Origin of the sequence: Flavobacterium frigoritolerans (assembly GCF_025847275.1) — a bacterium.
In the GTDB taxonomy this organism is placed as follows: Bacteria; Bacteroidota; Bacteroidia; order Flavobacteriales; family Flavobacteriaceae; genus Flavobacterium; species Flavobacterium frigoritolerans.
In genome coordinates, this window is record NZ_JAOZEV010000005.1 from 183323 (window position 1) to 207974 (window position 24652).

Here is a 24652-nt window from a genome sequence, read left to right on the forward strand (position 1 = left end):
AGTAAAACAAATAATCAGTAATAGTGTCAGACAAAATCATAAGAATAGGAACTCGCGATAGCGAATTGGCTCTTTGGCAAGCGCATACAGTCGAGAAAAAACTAAACGATTTAGGATATAAAACCCAGATTATTGCGGTTAAATCGCAAGGAGATATATTACTTGACAAACCACTCTACGAACTCGGGATAACTGGAATTTTTACCAAAACACTAGATATTGCCATGATTAATGGCGAAATTGATATTGCAGTGCATTCTATGAAAGATGTTCCTACGGCTTTGCCTAAAGGAATTGTTCAGGCAGCCGTTTTGGAAAGAGCCAATTCATTAGATATTTTGGTTCATAAAGGTAATCTGGATTTCTTAAATGAGTCCGCTACTATTGCAACCGGAAGTTTACGTCGTCAGGCGCAATGGTTAAATAAATATCCAAATCATAAAGTAGTCGATTTACGTGGAAACGTAAATACACGCATGCAAAAATTAAATGATAGCGATTGGAGTGGAGCCGTTTTTGCAGCAGCAGGATTAGAAAGAATCAACTTAAAACCAGGAAATTATATTAATCTGGATTGGATGATTCCTGCACCAGCACAAGGAGCAATGGTTGTTGTGGCAATGGAGAAAGATAATTTTTCATTGGATGCTCTAACCCAACTTAATGATATCGAGACAGAAATTGTTACTTATATCGAACGCCAGTTTTTAAGAACATTAGAAGGAGGCTGTACTGCACCAATCGGAGCTTTGGTTCAATATAATGAAGAAGAAGATACACTTCATTTTCAAGGTGCTTTGTTTTCATTGGATGGAAAAGTTAAAATGGAAATAGATAAGACTGTTCCAATTGAAGAATGGAAAAAATTAGGGTTTAATATGGCAAAGGAAATTCTTGAAAACGGTGGGGCCGAATTGATGAAAACGATTAAAGAATCTCTAAAGAAATAATGGCAAAATCAATTCAAATATTATCTACAAAAGTACTTTCGAGCATTCAAAAACAAGAATTGCAAAAAGCAAATATTGATTTAGTCGAAGCAAATTTCATCGAAACCCAAAATAAACCTTTTAAGATTCAAGATATCAATGAAAATTTGATATTTACAAGTCAGAATGCGGTTCATAGTGTTTTATCTGATCCAAAATCAGAAGAATTGAAAAGTAAAAATGTCTTTTGTGTAGGTTTAAAAACAAAGATTTTATTATCTGAAAGCGGATTTAATGTGATAGCTTATACAGGTTACGCAGCTGATTTAGCCGAAATAATAACTCTGATTTATGCTAATGAAAGCTATACTTTTTTTAGTGGAAACCTTCGTAGAGAAACATTGCCTAAAGCACTAAAAGATGCAGGAGTAAAATTGAATGAGATTAAAGTGTATGAAACTACCTTAACACCTCAAAAAATTACTTCACCAGTAGATGGAATCTTGTTTTATAGTCCATCTGGAATTGAAAGTTATCTGAAAGACAATACTATTAAAAATGAAAAATGCTTTTGTATTGGAGAAACCACGGCAGAAGCTTTAGAAAAAATTACTAAAAATATCATCATCGCAGATCAACCAACTGTTGAAGATGTTATAGAAGATGTTTTACACGAATATAAATAAAACTTTGCAACTCTGTCACTTTGTGGCTTTGCACCTAAAATAAAAACCATGTTAAAAAACGACCTATTTTTAAAAGCATTAAAAGGAGAAACAGTTCAACGTCCACCAGTTTGGATGATGCGTCAGGCAGGAAGATATTTGCCAGAATTTATCGCTTTGCGTGATAAATATGATTTTTTCACCCGTTGCCAAACTCCAGAATTAGCTGCAGAAATCACTGTACAGCCTATTCGTCGCATTGCTCCAGATGCTGCAATTTTATTTTCGGATATTTTAGTAGTTCCTCAAGCAATGGGAATTGAAGTATTGATGAAAGAGAATTTTGGTCCGTTTTTGCCAAATCCTATTCGTACGATGCAGGATGTTCAAAGAGTCTACATTCCGGACATTCAAGAGAGCCTTGGTTACGTAATGGATGCAATTAAACTAACAAAGGAAATGCTGAATGATGAGGTACCTTTAATTGGTTTTGCAGGTTCGCCTTGGACAATTTTCTGCTATGCTGTAGAAGGTAAAGGTTCTAAAAGTTTTGATACTGCAAAAGGATTTTGTTTTTCAAACCCAGCAGCAGCACACACATTGTTACAAAAAATTACAGACACAACCATTTTATATTTAAAAGAGAAGGTAAAAGCAGGAGTTGATGCAGTTCAGATTTTTGACTCATGGGGAGGAATGCTTTCACCTGTTGATTATCAAGAGTTTTCATGGAAATACATGAACCAAATTGTTGAAGCTTTGGCAGATCATGCTCCAGTAATTGTTTTCGGAAAAGGATGTTGGTTTGCTTTAGGCGAAATGGGTCAAAGTCGTGCTTCGGCATTAGGAGTTGACTGGACTTGTTCAGCAAGAAATGCTCGTTATTTATCTGGAGGAAATATTACACTACAAGGTAATTTTGATCCATCAAGATTGCTTTCACCAATTCCAACCATTAAAAAAATGGTACATGAAATGATTGATGAGTTTGGAAAAGATAAATATATTGTAAATTTAGGTCATGGAATTTTGCCACATATTCCTGTAGATCACGCAAAAGCATTTATTGATGCGGTTAAGGAATACGGGAATTAGTATATAGTTATCGGTTGCAGATTTCAGACTCACTAAAGGCTGAAATCTGCTGCTGAAAATAAATATTTCGGAGCGAGATGAAAGACCTAATTGGATAAATGTTTGTTTATTTGATGATTTAAAAGAATGGTAAAATAAATGCTCGCAAACATAAACTTTCATAGAAACTCACCATTTTCTTTTATAGAATATGGTTTTTATGCATATTATGCAACCGTATTTTTGATGGTTTGGTTACATCCTGAACAATATAATGTTAGCTTGATAAACGATTTAGCGGTATTAATCGTTTTTGAATTTATAATGGTTCATTCAGGAGTTTTTATGGCAGTTATGCCAAAGAGGTATTCTATTTTGGTCTTTTTCCCCATGTTTGGTCTTTTTGCATATAGTTTTAATACGTCTGTTATTGATACCAATATTTTTTATATTTATTTGCTGACGGTTTTAAATCGAATGCGATTTGCTTTTTCAAATGTTAGTATTGAAGTTAGAGCAATAGAAATAGGAAAATCAGTTTTTCGAGCTATATTGTACTGTGTCTTACTTTGTGCCACTGCATTAGGAAATGAGTTTATACCAAAATTGGGACTTACCTCCGAATTTTTGCAGAAATTTCATTACTTTGATACAATTAAATCTAGTGGGTTAATTATGGAAAAACCTTATATAGCAATGTGTATGGGTTTTTTATATTATTCATTACCTGTTTTGTTTTTCTTGTTCAGAATAATAAAACGTGCGCACCATTCTTATTTTGTAAATGAGAGAGTGATAAAAAGATATTCTTAAATGCTGAAAAGCATAATGATATAAAAAACGTAATTTGAATAGCTGAGATTAAATATCTTGCAGGAAACGAAAATTAAAAAATATGCTAAACAAAGGACTACGAGACGAACAAAGTACACGAATAGACAATGTGCTTAAAATATTGATGTCTATAGGGTTTTTGCCTAAGTTTTGGAATGTAGAAGACACTAGTCTTATAGACAATGACCTTAAAAACTTTGGATTGAGTGTAGAAACTTTGGTTGATCTTAATGAAAATGATTTAATTACGCTCCTGGTTCGATGCCATTTAGATTGGAATCAATTAGAATTATTTGGAGATTTTCTAGTTAAATTCTCAATCGTTGAAAATTATAATTTTTCAGGAAAAGCAATCGCTATTTATGAATATGTTCAACAAGAGAGCAAGACTTTTTCATTTGGAATCATTAGCAAAATAGCTTCAGCAAAAGCAAATGTATAAAACGCTAGACTTTCAAATAACAATCTTAACTTTAAAGGATGCAGTAAGTCTTCATGGATTAATGCTTTCAAATGCAGAACGTTTTAAAAGATATTTCCCTAAAACACTTTCTAAAAATTTAACACTTGAAGCTTCAGAAAGATATATTTTAGAAAAAAATAATGAGATTCAATCCAATTCTGAGTTCACTTTTGCAATTAAAGAAAACAAAACAGATAAAATTGCAGGATTAATTATTATAAAAAAATTGAATTGGGAAACTAAACAAGGTGAACTTGCTTATTGCATTGGTGCAAAATATCAAAAAAAAGGTTGGGTGTCAGATACAGTAAACCAAATTTCAAAATATGCTTTCAATGAATTACAATTGAAAACATTACAAATCATTTCTCATAAAACGAATTTAGGAAGTATTAAAGTCGCAGAAAATTGTGGATTTTTATGGAGAAGAACATTAATTAGTGAATTCACTCCAACAAATGAACTAGCGTTAGATATGGAACTATACGAATTAACAACAAGATGAAAGAACAATTTTACAAATACATACAAAGCCTTCAAGATACAATAGTTTCAGGATTAGAAGCGGTTGATGGTCAAGCAAGATTCCGAGAAGATATTTGGGAGCGTCCAGAAGGTGGTGGCGGAAGAACTCGTGTAATCGAAAATGGAGCTGTTTTTGAAAAAGGTGGAGTTAATATATCAGCAGTTCATGGTAAATTACCAGAAGCCATGCAAAAAATGTTCAATGTAGGCGAAGCCGATTTTTTTGCTTGTGGACTAAGCTTGGTTTTACATCCAAAAAGTCCAATGGTTCCTACTGTCCACGCAAATTGGCGTTATTTTGAAATGTATGATGATAAAGGGAATGTAATTCAGCAATGGTTTGGTGGAGGACAGGATTTAACACCTTATTATTTGTTTGAAGAAGATGCCAAACACTTTCATCAGATTTGTAAAACAGCTTGTGATAAACACAATCCAGAGTTTTATCCAAAATATAAAAAACAATGCGACGCTTATTTCTGGAACGCACATCGCAATGAATCCCGCGGAATAGGAGGGTTGTTCTTTGATTATTGCAAAGCGACAGATGAAATGAGTATGCAGGATTGGTACAAATTTGTTACTGAAGTAGGGAATAGTTTCTTAGAGGCCTATGTTCCAATTGTCGAAAGAAGAAAAATTCTATTATATACTGAGGAACAAAGAACATGGCAAGAAATTCGTCGTGGTCGTTATGTTGAGTTTAATCTGGTTCATGATAAAGGAACTTTATTTGGTTTAAAAACAAACGGCCGAATTGAGAGTATCTTAATGAGTTTGCCACCTCATGTACAATGGGTTTACGACTATCATCCTGAAGCAGGAAGCGATGAGGAACGATTAATAAATGTGTTAGAAAATCCAGTTAATTGGATTTAGTAATGAATTTTTAGAATAGTTTTTGAAATCTACTTAGAAGGATATATCGCTCCTCTGGAGCTTTGATAAAGAATCGTATTAATTAGGCTATAAATATAATGCTCCGCTGGAGCTTTAAATAAGATTGAATTGCTCTTATAGTCCCAGCAGGACGCTATATTTGTAGAATTTTGTAAGTTCATTTATTTTAACGTAGTCTGAGTTGACATATTTATAGTATTAATTAGCTATAAATATAATGGTGCTCTGGAACTATATTATTTAATGAATCTATAGTCCCAGCGGGACGCTATACTTATAGAATTTTGTAAGTTCATTTATTTTAACGTAGTCTGAGTTGATATACTTATAGTGTTAAATTAGGATATAAATATAATGGTGCTCTGGAACTATATTATTTAATGAATCTATAGTCCCAGCGGGACGCTATACTTATAGAATTTTGTAAGTTCATTTATTTTAACGTAGTCTGAGTTGATATACTTATAGTGTTAAATTAGGATATAAATATAATGGTGCTCTGGAACTATATTATTTAATGAATCTATAGTCCCAGCGGGGCGCTATATTTATAGAATTTAGTAAGTTCATTTATTTTAACGTAGTCTGAGTTGACATACTTATAGTGTTAAATTAGCTATAAATATAATGGTGCTCTGGAACTATATTATTTAATGAATCTATAGTCCCAGCGGGACGCTATACTTATAGAATTTAGTAAGTTCATTTATTTTAACCCCATCGGGGTGGCATATTTATCGATTGGTTGGATGTTATATTACAATATTTTTTGTAGGTTTATTCTTTTAATTGCTAAACAGGCAATATCCCTAAATCAATAATTTATATGGCTAACACTTATTCTCAAATATATGTTCATATTGTTTTTGCTGTTAAAGGCAGACAAAACCTAATTTCAGTAACTTGGAAAGATGAAGTTTATAAATATATCACAGGTATTGTTACAAATAAAGGTCAAAAATTGATTGCAATTAACGGGATGCCTGACCATATTCATATTTTAGTTGGATTTTAACCTGACAAAACAATATCGGATTTGGTGAGAGATATAAAGGCTAATTCTTCTAAATTTATAAATGACAATAAGTGGATTAATGGAAAGTTTGAATGGCAAACAGGATTTGGCGCTTTTTCATACAGTCATTCTCAATTACCAAATGTTATAAATTACATTCGTAATCAAGAGGCACATCATAAAGCTAAAACGTTTAAAGACGAATATATTGAATTTTTAAAATTATTTAAAGTAGATTTTAAAAACGAATATCTGTTTGAAGAGATTTAATGTAATGGAATAAAGATTTCGCTCCAATGAGCTATACGATATTAAATTAGACTTGTTATAAAGATAAAGAATGGATCTGAAATTGATTTATAGTATGTTTTTTGCAGGAGTTTTTGGGTGTTTTGCTCAAAAAGATTCGCTACAAAATCCATATTTTAAATCATACGATGATAAAGTAACAGCGAGTATTTATTATCTGGATACATCCAATAATTTTCAGATTGTTTATCCTGTTCCAGGAGCGGAGAAAGCAACGCTTGATTTGGTTCCTAATCGAAAAGAGCAACTTGGTGCTTCTGTTTCATTTAAGTTTGTTGATTTATCATTTGGGTTCTCTCCCAAATTTTTAAATGCTAATAAAGACAATACCGATTCTAAGCTTTTAAATTTTAATGCAAGATTGTATCATAAACAATGGATGCAGAGCTTTACTTATTTTTATCAAAAAGGTTTTTATGTAAGTCAAGATGGGATAAATGCCGCTTTCCCAGGATTTCGTTCGTTAAAAATAGGAGGAGCTACATCGTATATTTTCAATAAAAAATTCTCGTATAAAGCTATTGCAGGTCAGAACGAGTGGCAGACGAAGAGCGCAGGGAGTTTTATTCCTGCTTTTTCAGCTTATTATACTAACATAAAATACAAATCGCCAGAGGATAGAATAAATGGAGATATATATTTATTCTCGCTGGCACCATCTTATTTTTATAACTTGGTTTTAGGAAAACATGTTTTGGTTTCTGCAGGATTATCTATGGGTGCAGGAATCTACATTACTGATGGAGAGACAAAGGTGCTCTACGAAATAGATACAAGTTTAAAAATGGGGTACAATTCCGATTCTTTTTTTGTATTTATGAATGTTAATCATATCAATTTCATTCAGGGTGAAACAGATAGTATTGGTTTAAATGATAATATATCGACTTTCAAGATTACCGCAGGTTACCGATTTAATGCCCCGAATAAAGTAAAAGAAGTTTATGAAAAGGTAAGTAGGAAGACTGGACTTTAATATTTTAAGAATAGTAAACAATATACACAAACGGAATGCTTATCTTAGTTACGATTTATAGTAAAATAAAATTCATTATTTATGAAAAATAGAGAAAGATACATAGCACAATTAAATCGTATGCATTCTGGAAAAGGATTTATCGCTGCACTAGATCAAAGTGGAGGAAGTACACCAAAGGCATTAGCGCAATATGGTGTACAAGAAAGCAGCTATACAAATGAGGAAGAAATGTATACACTTGTACATGAGATGAGAACACGAATCATTAAGAGTCCTGCGTTTGATAGAGAATATATCCTAGGGGCTATTTTGTTTGAAAATACAATGAATCGTAAAATTGACGATCAATGGACTGCCGATTATTTGTGGGAGAAAAAAAGTATAGTTCCTTTTTTAAAAGTCGATAAAGGGCTTGCTGACCTTGCAAATGGTGTGCAATTGATGAAACCTATTTCTAACTTAGATGAATTGTTAACGCAAGCTATAGAGCGAAATGTTTTTGGAACTAAAATGCGTTCTGTTATTAAAGAAGCAAATGCTAAGGGTATTAGTGAAGTAGTAGAGCAACAATTTACAGTAGGTTTGCAAATTTTCGAAAAAGGACTCATTCCTATTATTGAACCAGAGGTTGATATTTATAGCGTTGATAAGGAAGAATCAGAAGAAATTCTAAAAAAGGAAATTCTAAAACAACTTAGTTCACTAAGTAAAGATGTAAAAGTGATGCTAAAACTGTCTATTCCAACTAAAAATGATTTTTACAGTGAATTAATGTCTAATCCAAATGTGTTACGTGTTGTGGCATTGTCAGGAGGATATGCTCAAGAAGAAGCCAATCATAAATTGGCACAAAATCACGGATTGATTGCAAGTTTCTCACGAGCATTGTCTGAAGGATTAACAGTAGGTCAATCTGACGATGATTTTAATACTAAACTAGGTAAATCAATTAAAGGAATTTATGTAGCTTCTATTGCATAAAATAAATCAGAAGACAGAATTATAACATAAAAAAAAGGAAGAAGTACGATACTTCTTCCTTTTTTTATAATGAAATCTAGATTATTTACTAAGCTCCTGAACAAAGTCTAGTGTTTGCAGAATGATATTCTTATTTGATTTCAATGAATTTAATCGTAATTCAAATTTCAACTTATTATCAATCAGTTTTTTCGAAGATTGAAGTGTAATATCGCTAAACTGTGTAGCAAATTGGTCGATTTTTTTAATATCGGCTGTTTTTGTTTCCGCAGTATGACTATAAGCATTAGAAATTTCAGGAATATTAAGCTTTGCTAAAAAGTAATTTTGTTTTAAGTCTTTTTTTACTTCCTTTACAAACGACCCGTTATTGGCGTTAAAGTAATCGCGAGTATTTCCTATTACTACTACATCATTATCTTTCAGAATAAATAAATCACCATATTCTCCTTTAGTTCCGGCGATTTCGTAATAGTTTCCTTTTTGTACTAACAATTTTTTACGAACTCCTAACTGTATTAGTTTGTCACCAAATGTTGGATGCGTTGAGGTAAAAACCATTGAAAAAAGCGGAATTGATTTCTTTTCTTTTTTCTCAACTTCTATTTCTTCATAATTATCGTCATATTCATAAGATTTTTTTGTTAGCTCAATTTCCTTAACATCGTGTAAGAACATGCTTAAATCGCCATCAAAAAGAGTCGCAGTGGCTTCCTCATCAACTATAGTTGAAATTAAATCCGTTACAATACTCATATCATCCTTCGTTATTGCAGCACTGCTTAAAATTTCAGCTGTTAAAGTCGGAAAGTTTTTTAATGCTTCTTTTGTGTTAAGATGATAACTCATATAACCCAACGGTTTCTTGTCAGGGAAATAATTATAAATGCTTTTATTGATTTTTCTATTGGCTATTTTGTTCACAATATCAGCCATAGGCTTAGAATATTCAATAATCTCTTCTACACGAGCATTGTCGTTGTCAAAATAAAAATCCAGGTTGATTCCTTTTACAAGATTGCCCCAGTTTTTCTGAGAAGGTAAAAATTTATTGTAAGTTGTAAATTGAGACAAAGTAGCATAAGCATCATAAAAAGATGACATAGCCGCGCTGTAATTAACCCAAGAGGAGATATCTGCGGTAGCATTTATTTTATCAGAAGATGGAGCAGTAAAACCTTTTTCGAAAAGAGATTTGATAAATTCATTTCGTTTTATGGATTGTAAGCTATCAAAAGTAGTACGTCCGAGTTCATACTCAGCATAATAATTATCTGTGTAAACAGCTGTAGAGTCTGTAGTTTCCTCTATTGTATACGGAGTATTAACATCAATAGGAGATTCTTCAACGGGCTCTCCTTCATTTGATGCTTCATCAACAGTAATTTCTTCCTGAATTTCTGGAATATCATATAGATTAGAACTGTATTTTTTAGTAAAGCCTACAATAACAATATAATTATCGTTCCATGCCATAGTGCTTTTTTTATCTGCAGCAGTTATTAGAGAATATAGGGGGAAATGCTCAATTGTAGCTGTTGCAACAGAATCAGTATCTTTTTTTGCATGCAGTTTCTCCATAAACTGCTTAATATCATTTCTATTCTTAACAGGAATCGTAACTTGATAATACGGAATACTATCTGTGAAATTTCCGTGAATGCTAATTTTTTGGTCTAATTTAAAAAGATTTGCATATTGTTTAATGTCTATATCAGGCTTGCCTTCGGTATATTTATTAATTAAAGAATGATTTAATACATCAAGAATATTTACTTTTTTAGAAAGTTGGTCGCCGTTGAATTGTACAAAATAATCGTATGATTTAGTATTGGTTTGACTATTGACTAAAAATGATGTCAATAGAATAAAATAAGTAAAAAAATGCTTCATATAACTAGGGAATTAATAAGATTGTATTGTTCATTAAAGACGATTTTTTAAGTACACCATACATACTTTGTTTTAAAAAAACAGTCTTTTTGTTTTTAGAGATTTTACTGTTAGGGTTATCGGTGCTTGCAATATCACGGTCAAAAGTGTAAATTGATATAATGTTGGCTTGCTCCAAGTCTTGTTTTTTCTTAGGGTCTTTTACCAGATTCTCAGGAACAGGATAAGAGGCAATTCTCTCAAAGCCCTTAGCGTTACTGCTAAAGTGTATTTGGTCAGTCTGATTATTGATGGTGTTTACGACAGCATTCAGCGCTTTTACATTCGCATAATTCAGTTTAATAATGAAAATATAATTTTCAAAATCAGTTTTGGTATTTACGTTTGTAATTCCGTCTATTTTTAAAGCTTTGGCTTTAAAGTCAGCTAGCTTCTTAGTGATTTCTTGCTCATTTGGGATTTTCACACCATCAACTTCTTCGAGCCAAATGGCCGATTTTGTCTTGAACCATGATTTCGAAAAGTCAACCATAAGAGTGTATTCACCACTTTGGTTGTCATGGTGTTTGATTCGTTCCGTTATCTCAAAACATCCTGTTAAGAGGAAACAGCAGCACAAAGCGAGAATTTTCTTCATTAGGCAAATTTAAATTTAAATATTTGAAAAACCATCACATAAGAAGATTCTTAAAAAGTATTTTAAAAACAGTAAATTTTAGATAATATTAACGCATTCTAAACAATGCTAAAAACCTTATTCTGTTGATTTTTCTTTAACTTTGCGACACAATTTTAATTTCAACTTTAAAACGAATGTTAAGGCTTTTTTGCATTAGCATACTTCTTAAAATTTTATAAAAAAACACTTATGTTCCCACTACAAAGAAACCGCCGTTTAAGAACTAATGAATCTATTCGCTCTTTAGTTCGTGAAACTACCCTAAGTCCAAACGATTTTATGCTTCCAATGTTTATTGCAGAGGGGAAAGATGTAAAAGTCGCGATTCCATCAATGCCAGGAATATACCGCCATTCATTGGATAATACTATAAAAGAAGTAAAAGAAGCTTGGGCATTAGGAATAAAAGCAGTTAATCTTTATGTGAAAGTAAGTGAGAACTTAAAAGACAATAAAGGGGTAGAAGCTTGGAACAAAGACGGATTAATGCAACAAGCAATCCGTGCGATAAAAGATGCAGTTCCAGAAATGATTGTAATGCCAGACGTAGCACTTGATCCATTTTCTATTTACGGACATGACGGAATTATAGAAAACGGACAAATTATTAACGATGCAACGGTAGATGCACTTACTCGAATGAGTTTAAGCCACGCCGATGCTGGAGCTGACTTTGTTGCCCCAAGTGATATGATGGACGGTCGAGTTCTTGCAATCCGTAAAGCATTAGAAGAAAGCGGACACCACAATGTAGGAATCATGAGTTATAGTGCTAAGTATGCTTCGGCATTTTACGGACCATTTCGAGATGCATTAGATTCAGCTCCAGTAGATTCTCAGAATGTTCCAAAAGATAAAAAAACATACCAAATGGATTATGCCAACCGTATCGAAGGACTTCGTGAAGCATTACTAGATGTTGAGGAAGGAGCAGATATTGTTATGGTAAAACCAGGAATTGCTTATCTAGATATTGTTCGAGAAGTAAAAAATGCAGTTCATGTACCAGTTGCAGTATATCAGGTTTCGGGAGAATACGCTATGGTAAAGGCCGCAGCCGAAAGAGGTTGGCTAGATCACGACAAAATTATGATTGAGCAACTATATTGCATTAAGAGAGCAGGAGCTAGTATTATCTCAACTTATTTTGCAAAAGAAGCAGCAGTAATATTAAATAGGTAGATATTTTAAAAATAGTATTTTTGGTGAAAATTAAAATAAAACCTATGAAAAATTTAGTGGTTAGCTTTATGTTGCTTGCTTTTGGAACTGTAATTGGACAGGAAATTAAAATTAAAAAAGATGTAATTAGTATTGACGGAGTTGAAGTTGCTATGCTTGATAAGAAAAAGACAATTTATACTTTTAGTACTCTTGATAAAATTCCCAAATTTTCTGTAGAAAAGAAACAGACAATTTTATTAGACGGTTCATTGATATACTGGTGTGTTATTACAGATTTAAATACTAATAAAACTAAAGAATTAGTAGATTATGGCGCAGATCAAGGTTTGAGTTTTCAAAGGGGTATTGTTGCTAGTGTAGTTAATGAGAAGTATAAGTTTCTTGTTCCAGGTGGAATAGATGAAAAAGCACTTTCAGAATTTATAGAAGATACCCACTTAAATATTCAAAAAGATTTCGAAGATGCTGATGAAAAGACTGTCGAAGACCTTAAAAAAGACCTAGATGTATTGATTAAATATAACATCAAGGTTAATAAAAATGGGGATATTGTACAACCTCAAGAGTTATTTAAAGGGCTTCGTACAGTAACCGAAGATGTTGTAATTGGTAAAATAGTGAAAGAAAATATTGTCACAGTTGGTGGTTTTCCTCCTGTTTTAACTTACAATGTGAATTCTTTATTTAAAATAGATGAAGGGTCTATAAAAGAAAAATCATACACTAGATTAATAGCTACATGGTATTTTTCTAAACCAGGATATAAAAATCCTATAACAGGTAGAAATATTAGAGAACAAATAATTACAAAGGATGAAAAATCATTTAATGTAAAACAAAGTCTTCCAGATGCTATAATTTCTGAGCTTAAAGTGTCGCCAAAAACAGGAGAAGGAGATTTACTTTCTAAACTAATTGTTGCTAAACTTCTTGCCAATGGTTACGAATTTGAAGCAATGAAGAAATAATTATTAAGAAGCATGAAAAAAATAATACTTGCATTTGCAATACTTGCATTCGTTTCTTGTAAAAAAGAAGAGAAAGTAACGATAGATAATTCAGGAATGCCAACCGAAGAATCTGCTACTCTAGCAGCTAAAACGCCAGAAGAATTGGGGAAAGCAATTTTTGAAGGACAAGGAAACTGTTTTGCCTGCCATCAGGTAGACCAAAAAGTTATTGGTCCAAGCATTAAAGAAATAGCCAAAATATATAAAGATAAAAATGGAGATATGGTTACATTTCTTAAAGGAAAAGGGGACCCAATTGTTGATCCAAGTCAGTTTGAAGTGATGAAGACAAATTTTCCTGTAACACAGGCTATGTCCGACGAAGAACTAAAAGCACTCGAAGCCTATTTTTATAGCTTTTTAAAGTAGGAGCTTATCCCGCTTTCCGCTATATCTTTATGTTTTTAAAGGAAAAACATAAAGGATGCCGCTTCTATCGGGGCTAAAAAAAACAAAAACCATTCGTATTTACGAGTGGTTTTTTTGTTTCTGTAAGGTTTCCAAAACCTAGTAGGCATGATTCGTTCTATATGTATAAGTTTGCGAGCCCTTCGACTCCGCTCAGGGTGACAAAATTAACCTAAAGTAATATATTTATGAGGTATTCGTTTAAGAGAAACAAACACAATCTTGTCTTTTTGAGCGAAGTCGAAGAATCTCCGTAAGGAACTCAATAATAAATGATTTAGGTCAATAACCTGAAGTAGACCTTTGGCAAAGTTCAAAACTATGACAAAGGTTAGGATGAAAGGTTGCGATAAATTGTAAATCGTTATTGTTATTTTTTTACTTTTATAAAATGGAAACAGCTTATATTAATTCACCATTAGGAATCACCAAAATTGTTGGTGATGAAAATGGAATTTCAGAAATTACCGTTGCTAACGCTGGTGATAATGCGGTTTCAGGGGTAATTGCAATCGAGTTGCAAAAAGCTGTTTCGCAATTAAATGATTACTTTTTAGGCAAAAGAACCGATTTTGATTTTAAGCTAAACCCCAAAGGAACAGATTTTCAGCAAAGAGTTTGGAAAGGATTACTTGAGATACCATTTGGTAAAACCATGAGCTATTTAGAACTATCTAAAAGACTAGGAGATGTCAAAGCTATTCGAGCTGTAGCATCTGCAAATGGTAAAAATCCACTTTGGATAGTTGTTCCATGTCATCGCGTAATAGGAACCGATGGTTCATTAACAGGATATGCAGGCGGATTATGGCGAAAAAAATGGTTACTAGAACATGAAAATCCAGTGAAACAGCAAAGTTTGTTTTGATTTGCCTAATGTAAATTTCACGAATAGAGACAGATTAAAAGAAAGTGGTGGGACTTTGAGAGAGAATTGCTAACTTAAAAATACGCTCGCAGATTTGCTTCGACTGTTTACTATCGTTCGAGTAGCAGATTAAAACAGATTTTTTTTTGAATAAAAACATTGAGTTGATACTCTATAAGCTCCAGCGGAGCAGAATGTTTATAGCCAATATATATTCTTGTACCAAAAGCTCCAGCGGAGCGATATCTATGTTCGCTTTCTAATTGCGAAATATGTCACCCCGATGGGGTTCTTAAAAAAAACAATTAAATTTTTTATAAATATAGCGTCCTGCTGGGACTTACTTTATTGTGATTTAATGAAGAATTAGATAGAATTTTGAAAGTATCAAATTTTAAGTATATTTATACAGGCGATGAATTAGTGATCAACACTTTTTAAGCAAAGTCTAACATTCTAAGAATGTTTAAGTAAGTCTAAAAAACTAAGTAGTCTATAATAATGATTGAAAAATTAAACCTAAACAACATCCTTTTTCTAGATATAGAAACTGTTCCTGAAACAGCTGATTTCGATGAATTGGATGATGAGATGAAAGAACTTTGGGAACATAAAACACAATATCAGCGAAAAGAAGATTTTACCGCCGAGGAATTTTATGACCGTGCTGGAATTTGGGCAGAGTTTGGTAAAATCGTTTGTATTTCTGTTGGATATTTTACCATCAAAGGTGATATCCGAAATTTTCGAGTAACATCATTTTTTGGAGATGAGGTAAAAATTCTTAAAGATTTCAATAATCTATTAAACAACCATTACAATAAACCGTATCATGTTTTATGTGGGCATAATGCAAAGGAATTCGATATTCCGTTTATCGCCAGACGAATGATTATCAACCAAATTGCGATTCCAGATAAGCTGAATTTATTCGGAAAAAAACCATGGGAAGTACCACATTTAGATACATTGGAACTATGGAAGTTCGGTGATTACAAGCACTTTACCTCTCTAAAATTATTGACTAAAATCTTAGGAGTTCCTTCTCCAAAAGGAGATATCGATGGAAGTCAGGTAGGACATGTTTTTTATGTTGAGAAAGACATCGACAGAATTGTTACTTATTGTGAAAAAGATACGATTGCTGTAGCCCAAATTTTTCTGCGCTTACGCCGAGAGGATTTATTGATTGATGATGAAATTATTCATGTTTAGTTTTTAAGGAGGCAAAGGTTCAAAGGCACAGAGTTGAAAAGAGGCAGTGGATAAATAAGCAACGATAAAAAAATATGATTTAACGTCTTTGCGAGAAACAATTAATACAAAGAAATTAGTTAAAATGTTTTAAGAAAAGCACTTATACAACTTGTATGTTTTAATAAAATTTAAAAAATGACACATCCAGAAATAGCCTTGTTAAGAATGATTTCTCAAAAAATTCTGAAAACAAACTTTCATGAACCTCAAGAGATTGTAAAACATTTAGGAGCCATGCAGGCTCAGGATTATTCAATGGCGAAATGGGCGGTTGGTTCTCGATGTGATGCTTCTGAAAAGAGTATTGAAGAGGCTATTAATTCAGGAAAAATTATTCGAACGCATATTTTACGTCCAACTTGGCATTTTGTTTCTGCGGATGATATTTACTGGATGCTCGATGTTTCAGGGCCTCAAGTAAAAAAGATTGTACTATCAGCAGCAAAGAAAAATGGCTTTGACGAAAAGAAACTGCATAAAATTAATTCATCGATAGAAAAGATATTAGCAGGGAACAATTCGCTAACCCGTGATGAGATTATGCAGGAGCTTAATATTCAAAGAGATTCAGGTCAGGGTTTTTTGAATAGTACCATAGTTATGATGAATGCAGAATTAGATGGTTTAGTTTGTAATGGAATAATGAAAGGGAAGCAGTTAACATATTCATTATTAGAAGAAAAAGTTCCGAAAACAAATGGTAAACTAACAAAAGAAGAAGGGCTGGCAAAATTAGCGAAACGATATTTTGAAAGTCATGGTCCTGCAACATTGTTAGATTTTACGTGGTGGTCGGGTTTTCCTGCTACAACAGCAAAACTGGCTATTCATTCTGTTGAATCAGAGTTAGATTCGATTGAAGTTGATGGTAAAAAATATTGGTTTAAAAAAGGGCTTCCATCAGAAACTGAGATTCCTAAAAGTATTCATTTTCTACCTTCTTTTGATGAGATTTTAATTTCATATAAAACGCGGGAGATAACCATTGCAAAAGAACATCAGGCTAATGCATTTACAAACAACGGTATCTTTTGGCCGATAATTATAGAAGATGAAAAAGTTATCGGAACATGGAAACGAACAGTAAAAAAGCAGCATATAAAGATAGAAACCAATTTCTTTGAACCAATTTCTGCCGATAAAAAGAGTCTTGTTTTGGAAGCTATAAAACCTTTTGAGAGTTATTTAGAAGCTAAAATTGTTATCGAGTAAAATATAGGTACAGATTTTTAAGTTGCTCCTACGGAGTTATTAATGCAATATTGTAACATTTTCTGTAAATATGATGCTAGAAAAGGTGGTATTAAGTTGATTATTAGTTGTTTTTCTATAGATCCAATGCTTCGTCAGGGCTACAGAAACTCCGTTGGGAATGTGCTATTATAACAATAATTAAAGTTCGTTGTTTTAACCCCATCGGGGTGACATATTAAAATCTGATAATGTTTTTTTTTTGATCTATAATAAAACTTCGAGTTTCATCAATAAAATGGTTGTGCATTTTATTGCTAAATAATTACATTTACAAAAAATATATAATTATGGTGTTAAGTAGATTTTGGCTAGCGATATTCATTTCGTCAATTGCTTTTATTGTAATCAGTTTGTTTACTGGTAATACATATACTATTGATTATGTTTTGAATGGCAAGAAAGATGAGCCTATTTTAATATCTGAAAAGTATATTGAGCAAATCCCTGCTTTTATCAGAGATAGCATTAAAAAAGCGCCCGATAATACTATAATTATCAATCGTGATGAGGCTAATGCTGATACGACCTATGTTTATAAAAACAAAACTGTAAAGATTTTTAGCGGAGTTCAAAAATCAGATGGTTTATTACCGACTTGTAAGAGCACTTTGGTTGATTTAATTCTTCCACTTATTGCTTACTTGGCTTTTTTCTGTGGATTAATGGAGCTTTTAATCATTTCTGGAGCTTCAGGAAAATTAGCAAAAGGGTTGAGTCCAGTGTTTGTAAAGGTGTTTCCTAGTATTCCAAAAAATCACCCATCAATTTCATACATGACCTTAAATTTTGCGGCTAACTTCTTAGGATTAGATTCTGCCGCGACTCCATTTGGACTTAAAGCGATGGAGAGTTTACAAGAAATAAACCCAGATAAGGATAAAGCCAGTGATGCACAGATTATGTTTATGTGTCTGCATGCATCTGGTCTTACACTAATTGCAACTTCTATCATTGGGTATCGTGCAGCTGCTGGAGCAACAAACCCAGCCGATGTAATGTTGCCTTGTATTATTACCTCTTTTATTGGAACTATTGCTGCTTTTTTAATTGTTGGAATCAAGCAAAAAATTAATTTCAAAAGCGCCTCTTTGGTTGTAGGCTTGATGGTTATGATTGCTGCCATTGTTGGACTTTTATTCTATGTAAATAGTTTAGATTTAATTGGTAAAAACTTCTTTACATCAAATCTTTCAGGATTAATATTGTTTGCAATCATTGGGTTTACGTTGGTTTTCTCTCTTAGACATGAGAAAAAATTTATTGATGCAGAGACCACCGTTTTTGATGCATTTGTAGTAGGAGCAAATAATGGAGTGAAGACAGGAGTTACTATTTTTCCTTACGTTTTAGGAATGTTAGTGGCTATTTCATTATTTAGAAACAGTGGTTTATTTGAAATTATCAGCCACTGGATTGCATTTATTTTTTCGAATATGGGTGTGAGTAAAGAAATTACCGATGCGTTGCCAGTAGCTATGCTTCGTCCTTTTAGTTCTGCAGGTTCACGTGGATTCTTGATTGACTCTATGAATACTTTTGGAGCAGATTCTTTAACCGGAAGATTAAGCAGTATTTTTCAGTGTAGTGCTGAAAGTACTTTTTATGTAATTGCTGTTTATTTTGGATCTGTAAATATAAAAAATACCCGCTATGCTTTAGGAACTATGCTTTTGGTTGATGTAATTTGTGTGATTACAGCTATATTTGTGGCAAGTTGGTTTTTTTAGTAAACAGCATTTAAATTAAAAATTATATAAATATAAAATAGTATGAAAACAGGTAAATACACAAAATACATTGCAATTGCATTATTGTTGCTTTTTTTAATAACAAGTCTATTAGCTTAAACGTTAGTTGATTAATATGAATAGAATTTACATTACGTTGTTTTTGTTGGCTCTGGTAAGTTGTAAAAAAGAACCAGCAACAGTAGGCCCTAAGTGGACTAAAGAAGACAAAAAAGAAATGACTGCAAAGCCAGCATTTAATACTGTTACCCCAAAAATTGATACGATATTTATTTCTGGGAATGAAGAAATAGGGGAGAGTAACTATGTATTAGCTTCTTTTTTAGATAAAAAAATAGATAAAGACAGCCTCATAACTATTCAATATCGACTTGATTTTTTTACAAATAAAACAAAAGTAGGATCAGAGAAAGTTACCATTGTCCCATTTACCGAAGGTTCGGCTTGGGGTGCTACATATGGTTTATCAGATGAAGACAATGCTACAGTATCGCCTTTTATCCATGTCAGTTTTGGTTATGAAGCTTGTGGATATAATCGACAACACTATTTGTTTTATTTAAAAAATAATAATGTACAGCTTGTACACGATTGGGATTCTATGAGTGACGGCGGTTGGGGAAGTTGGTTAGAATTTGGAGGAATAAATCCTAAAAATGAACCTGTTTCTTTTTATAGTAAAAGAGTTTCTTACGGTGGTAAAGAAGATGTTAATGATGAAGATATGGGAACCGTTGAACATTCGGATTCTATCGTGTTTCATCTGAAAAACAATAAATGGGAAAAACGATTGTTGACCCCAAAGGAAAAGGTATACTGGAAAAAAGACATTACATTTAATGAATTTTATCCTCAATTTGCAGAATAAAAAAAGCCTCGCACATTGCGAGGCTTTTCCGTTTTTAGTAAGCAACATATTATTTCTTAACGAATTTCTTAACGATTCTTTTTCCTCCATTATTTAATTCTATGATGTAAATACCAGTATTTAATTTGCTAACATCTATAGAAGTTCCGCTTAATTGTCCTGAATTTACTTGTTGTCCAAGAGTATTCGTAATCCTAAAAGTTGCTCCATCGCTTTTTGCTAACGAAACATTTAACTCATTATCTACTGGATTTGGATATAAAGCAAAACTAGTGTTATCCGTTGTTTCGATTATTCCCGAAGCTATTTCTGGAGATACAATTGGGCCAGCAGCAGTAATGTTTACAGAGTAATCTTCTACTTGACCATAAGAGAAAGCCTCACAAGAAGTTGGGATTCCGTTGTATTTCATAGCAACTCTCAATCGTGTAGTTCCAAGAGTAGCTGAAGCTGGAATTGTGATTGTTCCTGTTACAGGAGTAGTTTTTGATGCAGTTTTTGTCCAAACAGTTTCACCCGAATCTGCAAAATCACCGTCTTGGTTGTAATCTATAAAAACGGCATAACCTTCATTGTAAGTTGTAGAAGTCCAAGAAGGAGTAATTGTAATTGTGTAAGCAGTTCCTGCCGCTGCATTGGTTGAAATAGCAGTATAGTTTTCATAACCAGCTGTTCCTGTTGAGGTATTGCTAATTGTACCAAATACAACTTTACCAATTTTTTCATCGGTAGTACTGTTTCCTTGTGAGGCACAATAGCTTATTGTATTGGCTAATGTTGTTACACTTACAGTATTACTTGCTGGTGAAACATTTCCGGCAGCATCTTTGGCTTTTACACTAAAAGTATAAGCTGTTAAAGCTGTTAATCCAGTTACAGTATAGCTTGTAGTAGCAGATGAACCTTTAAGAGTTGCTCCTTCATAAATATCATATCCTGTAACAGCTACATTATCTGTTGCAGCAGTCCATGATAAATTAGTCGTTGTTCCAGTTGTACCCGACGCTGCAAGCGCAGTTGGTGCAGTTGGAGCAATTGTATCTGTAGAACCTACATAAGCAGCTCCAACACCTACGGCATAAAATGCATTTGTTGTAGCAATTACTTCTGGTGAACCAGCACCGTATAAATCAATAGCCGATTGTATTCCAGATGTTCTAGCGTTTGCAAAAGTTGAATTAGCAGTTAGATAAACACTTTCTAAACGATATGCAATTTTTGCTGCTTTATCAATCGTAATTCCTGTTACACTATATGAGCTACCAATGTCGTTTGTTCCTGTCTTACCTACAGACAAGATATAAAACCAATGATTTAATACTCCTGAATTGGTATGAACGCCGCAATAATCATTTGATTGAGTAGGAGTTCCACAATTAATAACTTTCCAGTTTGTACCACCATACGTGTCTGGTTGACCTTCGGCTTTAGGATTACTCATAGAACGTAGAGAAAGATGACCTGCTCTTCTTTCTATATCTTCACCAATTAACCAGACAGATTTCGTAGGTGCTGCGTAAAACTCAATACAAGCCCCCCAAATATCTGAAAAAGCCTCATTCATCGCACCAGATTCTTTTTGGTAGGCTAAGTTTGCTGTATAAGTACAAACCGCATGACCAATTTCGTGTCCTGCAACATCAATAGCTGTTAAGATATCAAAATAAGTTCCGCTTCCGTCTCCATAAGTCATTACGCTACCATCCCAATAGGCATTGTCGTATGCATTACTGTAATGCACATAACTTTTTATGATTGCGCCTGCATTATTATAACTATTTCTGCCATGTACGGTTGACCAATAATCATATGTTTTTTCGGCTCCCCAATGCGCATCTAATGCACCATTGTCTTTGTTAGCGTTTGCATACTCAGCTGCTGTCCAGTTGTTATCAGCATCTGTAAAATTTACAGCAGCCGTATAACTAGTTCCTTTTTTCATATTATACGTGTTTATACCTAAACCTCTTGTCGCATCGGCAAGTATGTATGAAGATCCGCTTAAAGTAGTTTGGATTACTTGCGTTCCGCTATAACGTGTAGCTGCATTTGCTGCAACAAAGGCTATTTTAGAATTAACATCATTCTTTTGGTCTTTTGCATTTGCATTAGTCGATTTAGCCTTGTTTCCATGGCTGTATTCTCCAAGATGTTTTATAGTTGCATTATAGAACAATATTTGACCGTTTTCGGCATCTATGTATAAATCCCCTCGACTCACAGGATTTGTTGCGTAAATGTCAAATTTATAGGCTAAACGAACCTTGTCGCTTGTTCTGGCAGTACCTTGATCTTCCATTGCTGGTAAGAATACCAATTCGCCTTTTGGTTTTTCATAACCAATCGCTTTGGCATCCTGGGGAGTTTCCCACAAGTATTGTTTTGCACCAGTATAATTAATTGCTCTATTAAAGGCATCTTGAGCAGAGAGTTTGGGTGTTGTTTTTACCTTTTCGATATTGTAATATTCACCATTCATAGAGACTAATTTACCGTCTTTTGAATGTAAAGTGTAGTTTGCAAACTCTACTTTAATACCTTGTTCGTACAATTGAAATTTTTCGTGAGTGTAGCCTTGTGGGTCAGATTCGGTTTTGACTCTTGCAAAGGATTGGTTTTCCTTTAAGCCTAATTGATCCTGAAATACCTTTTGAGAATCAGAACCTCTATAGGTCGATTTGTCACTAAAGGTGATTAGACTAGGTTGTCCATTTTCGGATACATTTTTTTGGCTTACACGCTTATCGGTTATTTGCGCAAATGCTGATAAAGAGAATGTAAGCACAACAACGGTTGTTGTGGCAATTTTGGGTAATATACTTTTCATAATCGATTTGGGGGTTTAATGTTAATTTAATAATTAGTTTATAAATCAATTAAAGCATGTAGGTAAATACTTTAATTAATTATAAAATTATAAACATTTTGTTAAATAAACGGATATAATTGCCTTTAATCGATAAAATACAACATTTGTTATGGAATATTTATTAAACAATAACATAATATTTATAATCGTCAGAAATAACTTGTTTTTATTGTTAAATCATTGATTTTAAAACATGCTAATGTATTGTTGTTTAGTTGATTATGTGTATTTGTTTTGATTTTGGCAGGCTAGCGGAGTATTTGAAATAAAAAAAGGCTAACATTTTTACGTGTTAGCCTTTTTTATATGAGTTTTAGAATGAATCGTTAATTGATAATCATTTCAGGAATATCACCTTCAATTATTAAGTTTGCTTCGGTTGAAGCAATAATGTGTTCTACAGAAACTCCAGGAGCTCGTTCTAATAGTTTAAAACCTTTTGGTGTAATTTCTAAAACAGCCAATTCGGTAACAACTTTCTTTACACACCCAACTCCAGTTAAAGGTAAACTGCATTTTTTTAGTATTTTAGACTCTCCAGCTTTGTTTACATGCATCATAGCAACAATGATGTTTTCGGCAGAAGCTACTAGATCCATAGCTCCACCCATTCCTTTTACCATTTTTCCGGGAATCTTCCAGTTGGCAATATCCCCGTTTTCAGAAACTTCCATAGCTCCAAGAATAGTTAAATCTACTTTTTGGCTGCGAATCATTCCAAAACTAAAAGCCGAATCAAAAAAACTGGCTCCCGGAAGTGTTGTAATTGTTTGTTTTCCTGCGTTAATTACATCAGCATCTTCTTCTCCTTCAAAAGGGAAAGGTCCCATTCCTAAAACGCCATTTTCGCTTTGAAATTCAACGTCAATTCCTTTCGGGATATAGTTTGCTACCAATGTTGGTATTCCGATGCCTAAATTCACGAAATAACGGTCTTTAAGCTCTTGTGCAATTCGTTTTGCAATATCTTCTTTTGTTAACATAGTTTTAATGTGTCAATTTGGAAATTAGATAATTAGATAATGTATCACTTTGCACAATCTAAATTAATTATCTAATTGCCTTATTATCTCAATTATCTAATTCCTTTGTCTTACTGTACGTTGTTCAATTCTCTTTTCAAATTTTTCTCCCTGAAAAATGCGCTGTACCATAATTCCGGGAATATGAATTTGATTTGGGTCTAATGTACCAACAGGAACGAGTTCTTCTACTTCGGCGATGGTTATTTTTGCTGCACCAGCCATACAAGAATTGAAGTTTCTGGCAGTTCCTTTGAAGATAAGATTCCCAGCTTCGTCGCCTTTCCATGCTTTAACAATAGCAAAGTCAGCTTTGAAAGCGTGTTCCATGATATGCATTTTTCCGTTAAATTCGCGAACTTCTTTGCCTTCGGCAACTTCGGTTCCATAACCCGCAGGGGTGAAAAAAGCAGGAATTCCAGCTTGGGCTGCGCGGCAACGTTCTGCTAATGTTCCTTGTGGAATAAGTTCTACGTCTAATTCTCCTGAAAGCATCTGACGTTCAAATTCGGCATTTTCGCCTACATAAGAAGAAATCATTTTCTTAATCTGCTTTTTTTGCAATAATAATCCTAAACCAAAATCATCTACACCTGCATTGTTTGAGATACAAGTAAGACCTGAGGTTTCTGTTTTTACCAATTCGGCAATAGTATTTTCTGGAATGCCACATAAACCAAATCCACCAAACATAATTGTCATGTCGTTTTTGATTCCTTGAATTGCTTCCTGAACTGTGTTGACTTTTTTACTAATCATATTATTTGTCTTGTATTGACGTATATTTTTGATAAAAATACCAATTTTTGATTGAATTATAACGATTTCGTAAAAAAATAAATATAAGTTTTAACCGCAAAGGGAACTAAGGTTTACGCAAGGTTCGCAAAGTTTTTAAATCCTTTTAATTCTTTTAA

Annotated in this window: 22 protein-coding genes and 1 pseudogene; 18 read left to right on the top strand and 5 right to left on the bottom strand. The window is 33.2% G+C overall.

The features are described from left to right. Positions 1-23 precede the first annotated feature (23 nt). From hemC to OIU80_RS08805, 10 genes and pseudogenes are all read left to right on the top strand, one after another. Positions 24-950, top strand: coding sequence for a hydroxymethylbilane synthase (gene hemC / locus OIU80_RS08760; protein WP_264286652.1), 927 nt, complete (start codon positions 24-26; stop codon positions 948-950). Beyond that, entirely contained in the window at positions 950-1615 is a 666-nt protein-coding gene (locus OIU80_RS08765; protein WP_264286653.1) for a uroporphyrinogen-III synthase, read from the top strand. Before hemC ends, OIU80_RS08765 begins: the two co-directional genes overlap by 1 nt. A 48-nt stretch (positions 1616-1663) precedes the next feature. Next, positions 1664-2689: a uroporphyrinogen decarboxylase gene (gene hemE / locus OIU80_RS08770; protein WP_230605520.1), complete on the top strand. Its 1026-nt coding sequence runs from the start codon at positions 1664-1666 to the stop codon at positions 2687-2689. Between the two features lie 138 nt (positions 2690-2827). Continuing rightward, positions 2828-3481, top strand: a complete 654-nt coding sequence (locus tag OIU80_RS08775; RefSeq protein ID WP_264286654.1) for a hypothetical protein — start codon at positions 2828-2830, stop codon at positions 3479-3481. Between the two features lie 82 nt (positions 3482-3563). Beyond that, positions 3564-3944: a hypothetical protein gene (locus OIU80_RS08780; RefSeq protein ID WP_264286655.1), complete on the top strand. Its 381-nt coding sequence runs from the start codon at positions 3564-3566 to the stop codon at positions 3942-3944. Then, positions 3937-4470: a GNAT family N-acetyltransferase gene (locus tag OIU80_RS08785; protein ID WP_264286656.1), complete on the top strand. Its 534-nt coding sequence runs from the start codon at positions 3937-3939 to the stop codon at positions 4468-4470. Before OIU80_RS08780 ends, OIU80_RS08785 begins: the two co-directional genes overlap by 8 nt. Further along, positions 4467-5369: an oxygen-dependent coproporphyrinogen oxidase gene (hemF, locus tag OIU80_RS08790; protein WP_264286657.1), complete on the top strand. Its 903-nt coding sequence runs from the start codon at positions 4467-4469 to the stop codon at positions 5367-5369. The genes OIU80_RS08785 and hemF overlap by 4 nt, the downstream gene beginning before the upstream one ends. Before the next feature lie 847 nt (positions 5370-6216). Then, positions 6217-6675: pseudogene (gene tnpA, locus OIU80_RS08795) on the top strand (IS200/IS605 family transposase). A gap of 70 nt (positions 6676-6745) precedes the next feature. After that, entirely contained in the window at positions 6746-7690 is a 945-nt protein-coding gene (locus OIU80_RS08800) for a DUF4421 domain-containing protein (protein ID WP_264286658.1), read from the top strand. 81 nt (positions 7691-7771) lie between these two features. Further along, the gene (locus tag OIU80_RS08805; protein WP_264286659.1) at positions 7772-8674 is read left to right on the top strand and encodes a fructose bisphosphate aldolase; all 903 of its coding nucleotides are present in this window, start codon (positions 7772-7774) and stop codon (positions 8672-8674) included. Positions 8675-8755: 81 nt separating this feature from the next. Here OIU80_RS08805 and OIU80_RS08810 read toward each other — a convergent pair whose 3' ends face one another. Both OIU80_RS08810 and OIU80_RS08815 read right to left on the bottom strand, forming a co-directional pair. Then, on the bottom strand, positions 8756-10567 hold the full coding sequence (locus OIU80_RS08810; RefSeq protein ID WP_264286660.1) for a hypothetical protein: 1812 nt from the start codon (positions 10565-10567) through the stop codon (positions 8756-8758). Between the two features lie 4 nt (positions 10568-10571). Then, entirely contained in the window at positions 10572-11204 is a 633-nt protein-coding gene (locus OIU80_RS08815) for a hypothetical protein (protein ID WP_264286661.1), read from the bottom strand. A 231-nt stretch (positions 11205-11435) separates the two neighbouring features. On the opposite strand from OIU80_RS08815, the gene hemB reads away from it, so the two are divergent. From hemB to OIU80_RS08855, 8 genes are all read left to right on the top strand, one after another. Beyond that, positions 11436-12428: a porphobilinogen synthase gene (hemB, locus tag OIU80_RS08820; RefSeq protein ID WP_264286662.1), complete on the top strand. Its 993-nt coding sequence runs from the start codon at positions 11436-11438 to the stop codon at positions 12426-12428. Between the two features lie 44 nt (positions 12429-12472). Continuing rightward, positions 12473-13399, top strand: a complete 927-nt coding sequence (locus OIU80_RS08825; RefSeq protein ID WP_264286663.1) for a hypothetical protein — start codon at positions 12473-12475, stop codon at positions 13397-13399. 12 nt (positions 13400-13411) lie between these two features. Beyond that, positions 13412-13810, top strand: a complete 399-nt coding sequence (locus OIU80_RS08830) for a c-type cytochrome (RefSeq protein WP_264286664.1) — start codon at positions 13412-13414, stop codon at positions 13808-13810. A gap of 430 nt (positions 13811-14240) precedes the next feature. Beyond that, positions 14241-14717, top strand: a complete 477-nt coding sequence (locus OIU80_RS08835) for a methylated-DNA--[protein]-cysteine S-methyltransferase (RefSeq protein ID WP_264286665.1) — start codon at positions 14241-14243, stop codon at positions 14715-14717. 501 nt (positions 14718-15218) lie between these two features. Next, on the top strand, positions 15219-15932 hold the full coding sequence (locus OIU80_RS08840) for a 3'-5' exonuclease (protein WP_264286666.1): 714 nt from the start codon (positions 15219-15221) through the stop codon (positions 15930-15932). 177 nt (positions 15933-16109) lie between these two features. After that, positions 16110-17186 carry a winged helix DNA-binding domain-containing protein gene (locus OIU80_RS08845; protein ID WP_264286667.1) on the top strand — a complete coding sequence of 359 codons (1077 nt, stop codon included), beginning with the start codon at positions 16110-16112 and terminating at the stop codon, positions 17184-17186. A 329-nt stretch (positions 17187-17515) separates the two neighbouring features. After that, positions 17516-18955 carry a nucleoside recognition domain-containing protein gene (locus tag OIU80_RS08850; RefSeq protein ID WP_264286668.1) on the top strand — a complete coding sequence of 480 codons (1440 nt, stop codon included), beginning with the start codon at positions 17516-17518 and terminating at the stop codon, positions 18953-18955. Between the two features lie 136 nt (positions 18956-19091). Next, entirely contained in the window at positions 19092-19844 is a 753-nt protein-coding gene (locus OIU80_RS08855; protein ID WP_264286669.1) for a hypothetical protein, read from the top strand. 49 nt (positions 19845-19893) lie between these two features. On the opposite strand, the gene OIU80_RS08860 is transcribed toward OIU80_RS08855, so the two are convergent. The 3 genes from OIU80_RS08860 to OIU80_RS08870 form a co-directional block, all read right to left on the bottom strand. Continuing rightward, a complete protein-coding gene (locus tag OIU80_RS08860) occupies positions 19894-22671 on the bottom strand; it encodes a M4 family metallopeptidase (protein ID WP_264286670.1) in 2778 nt (925 codons plus the stop codon). A gap of 368 nt (positions 22672-23039) precedes the next feature. After that, entirely contained in the window at positions 23040-23696 is a 657-nt protein-coding gene (locus tag OIU80_RS08865) for a CoA transferase subunit B (protein WP_264286671.1), read from the bottom strand. 96 nt (positions 23697-23792) lie between these two features. Then, positions 23793-24494 carry a CoA transferase subunit A gene (locus OIU80_RS08870; protein WP_264286672.1) on the bottom strand — a complete coding sequence of 234 codons (702 nt, stop codon included), beginning with the start codon at positions 24492-24494 and terminating at the stop codon, positions 23793-23795. Between the last annotated feature and the right edge of the window lie 158 nt (positions 24495-24652).

Bases quoted from the DNA above. Each gene is read 5' to 3' on its own strand.
- OIU80_RS08765 (WP_264286653.1), top strand. From the start codon at position 950: ATGGCAAAATCAATTCAAATATTATCTACAAAAGTACTTTCGAGCATT.
- hemE (WP_230605520.1), top strand. From the start codon at position 1,664: ATGTTAAAAAACGACCTATTTTTAAAAGCATTAAAAGGAGAAACAGTT.
- OIU80_RS08775 (WP_264286654.1), top strand. From the start codon at position 2,828: ATGCTCGCAAACATAAACTTTCATAGAAACTCACCATTTTCTTTTATA.
- OIU80_RS08780 (WP_264286655.1), top strand. From the start codon at position 3,564: ATGCTAAACAAAGGACTACGAGACGAACAAAGTACACGAATAGACAAT.
- OIU80_RS08785 (WP_264286656.1), top strand. From the start codon at position 3,937: ATGTATAAAACGCTAGACTTTCAAATAACAATCTTAACTTTAAAGGAT.
- hemF (WP_264286657.1), top strand. From the start codon at position 4,467: ATGAAAGAACAATTTTACAAATACATACAAAGCCTTCAAGATACAATA.
- OIU80_RS08800 (WP_264286658.1), top strand. From the start codon at position 6,746: ATGGATCTGAAATTGATTTATAGTATGTTTTTTGCAGGAGTTTTTGGG.
- OIU80_RS08805 (WP_264286659.1), top strand. From the start codon at position 7,772: ATGAAAAATAGAGAAAGATACATAGCACAATTAAATCGTATGCATTCT.
- OIU80_RS08810 (WP_264286660.1), bottom strand. From the start codon at position 10,567: ATGAAGCATTTTTTTACTTATTTTATTCTATTGACATCATTTTTAGTC.
- OIU80_RS08815 (WP_264286661.1), bottom strand. From the start codon at position 11,204: ATGAAGAAAATTCTCGCTTTGTGCTGCTGTTTCCTCTTAACAGGATGT.
- hemB (WP_264286662.1), top strand. From the start codon at position 11,436: ATGTTCCCACTACAAAGAAACCGCCGTTTAAGAACTAATGAATCTATT.
- OIU80_RS08825 (WP_264286663.1), top strand. From the start codon at position 12,473: ATGAAAAATTTAGTGGTTAGCTTTATGTTGCTTGCTTTTGGAACTGTA.
- OIU80_RS08830 (WP_264286664.1), top strand. From the start codon at position 13,412: ATGAAAAAAATAATACTTGCATTTGCAATACTTGCATTCGTTTCTTGT.
- OIU80_RS08835 (WP_264286665.1), top strand. From the start codon at position 14,241: ATGGAAACAGCTTATATTAATTCACCATTAGGAATCACCAAAATTGTT.
- OIU80_RS08840 (WP_264286666.1), top strand. From the start codon at position 15,219: ATGATTGAAAAATTAAACCTAAACAACATCCTTTTTCTAGATATAGAA.
- OIU80_RS08845 (WP_264286667.1), top strand. From the start codon at position 16,110: ATGACACATCCAGAAATAGCCTTGTTAAGAATGATTTCTCAAAAAATT.
- OIU80_RS08850 (WP_264286668.1), top strand. From the start codon at position 17,516: ATGGTGTTAAGTAGATTTTGGCTAGCGATATTCATTTCGTCAATTGCT.
- OIU80_RS08855 (WP_264286669.1), top strand. From the start codon at position 19,092: ATGAATAGAATTTACATTACGTTGTTTTTGTTGGCTCTGGTAAGTTGT.
- OIU80_RS08860 (WP_264286670.1), bottom strand. From the start codon at position 22,671: ATGAAAAGTATATTACCCAAAATTGCCACAACAACCGTTGTTGTGCTT.
- OIU80_RS08865 (WP_264286671.1), bottom strand. From the start codon at position 23,696: ATGTTAACAAAAGAAGATATTGCAAAACGAATTGCACAAGAGCTTAAA.
- OIU80_RS08870 (WP_264286672.1), bottom strand. From the start codon at position 24,494: ATGATTAGTAAAAAAGTCAACACAGTTCAGGAAGCAATTCAAGGAATC.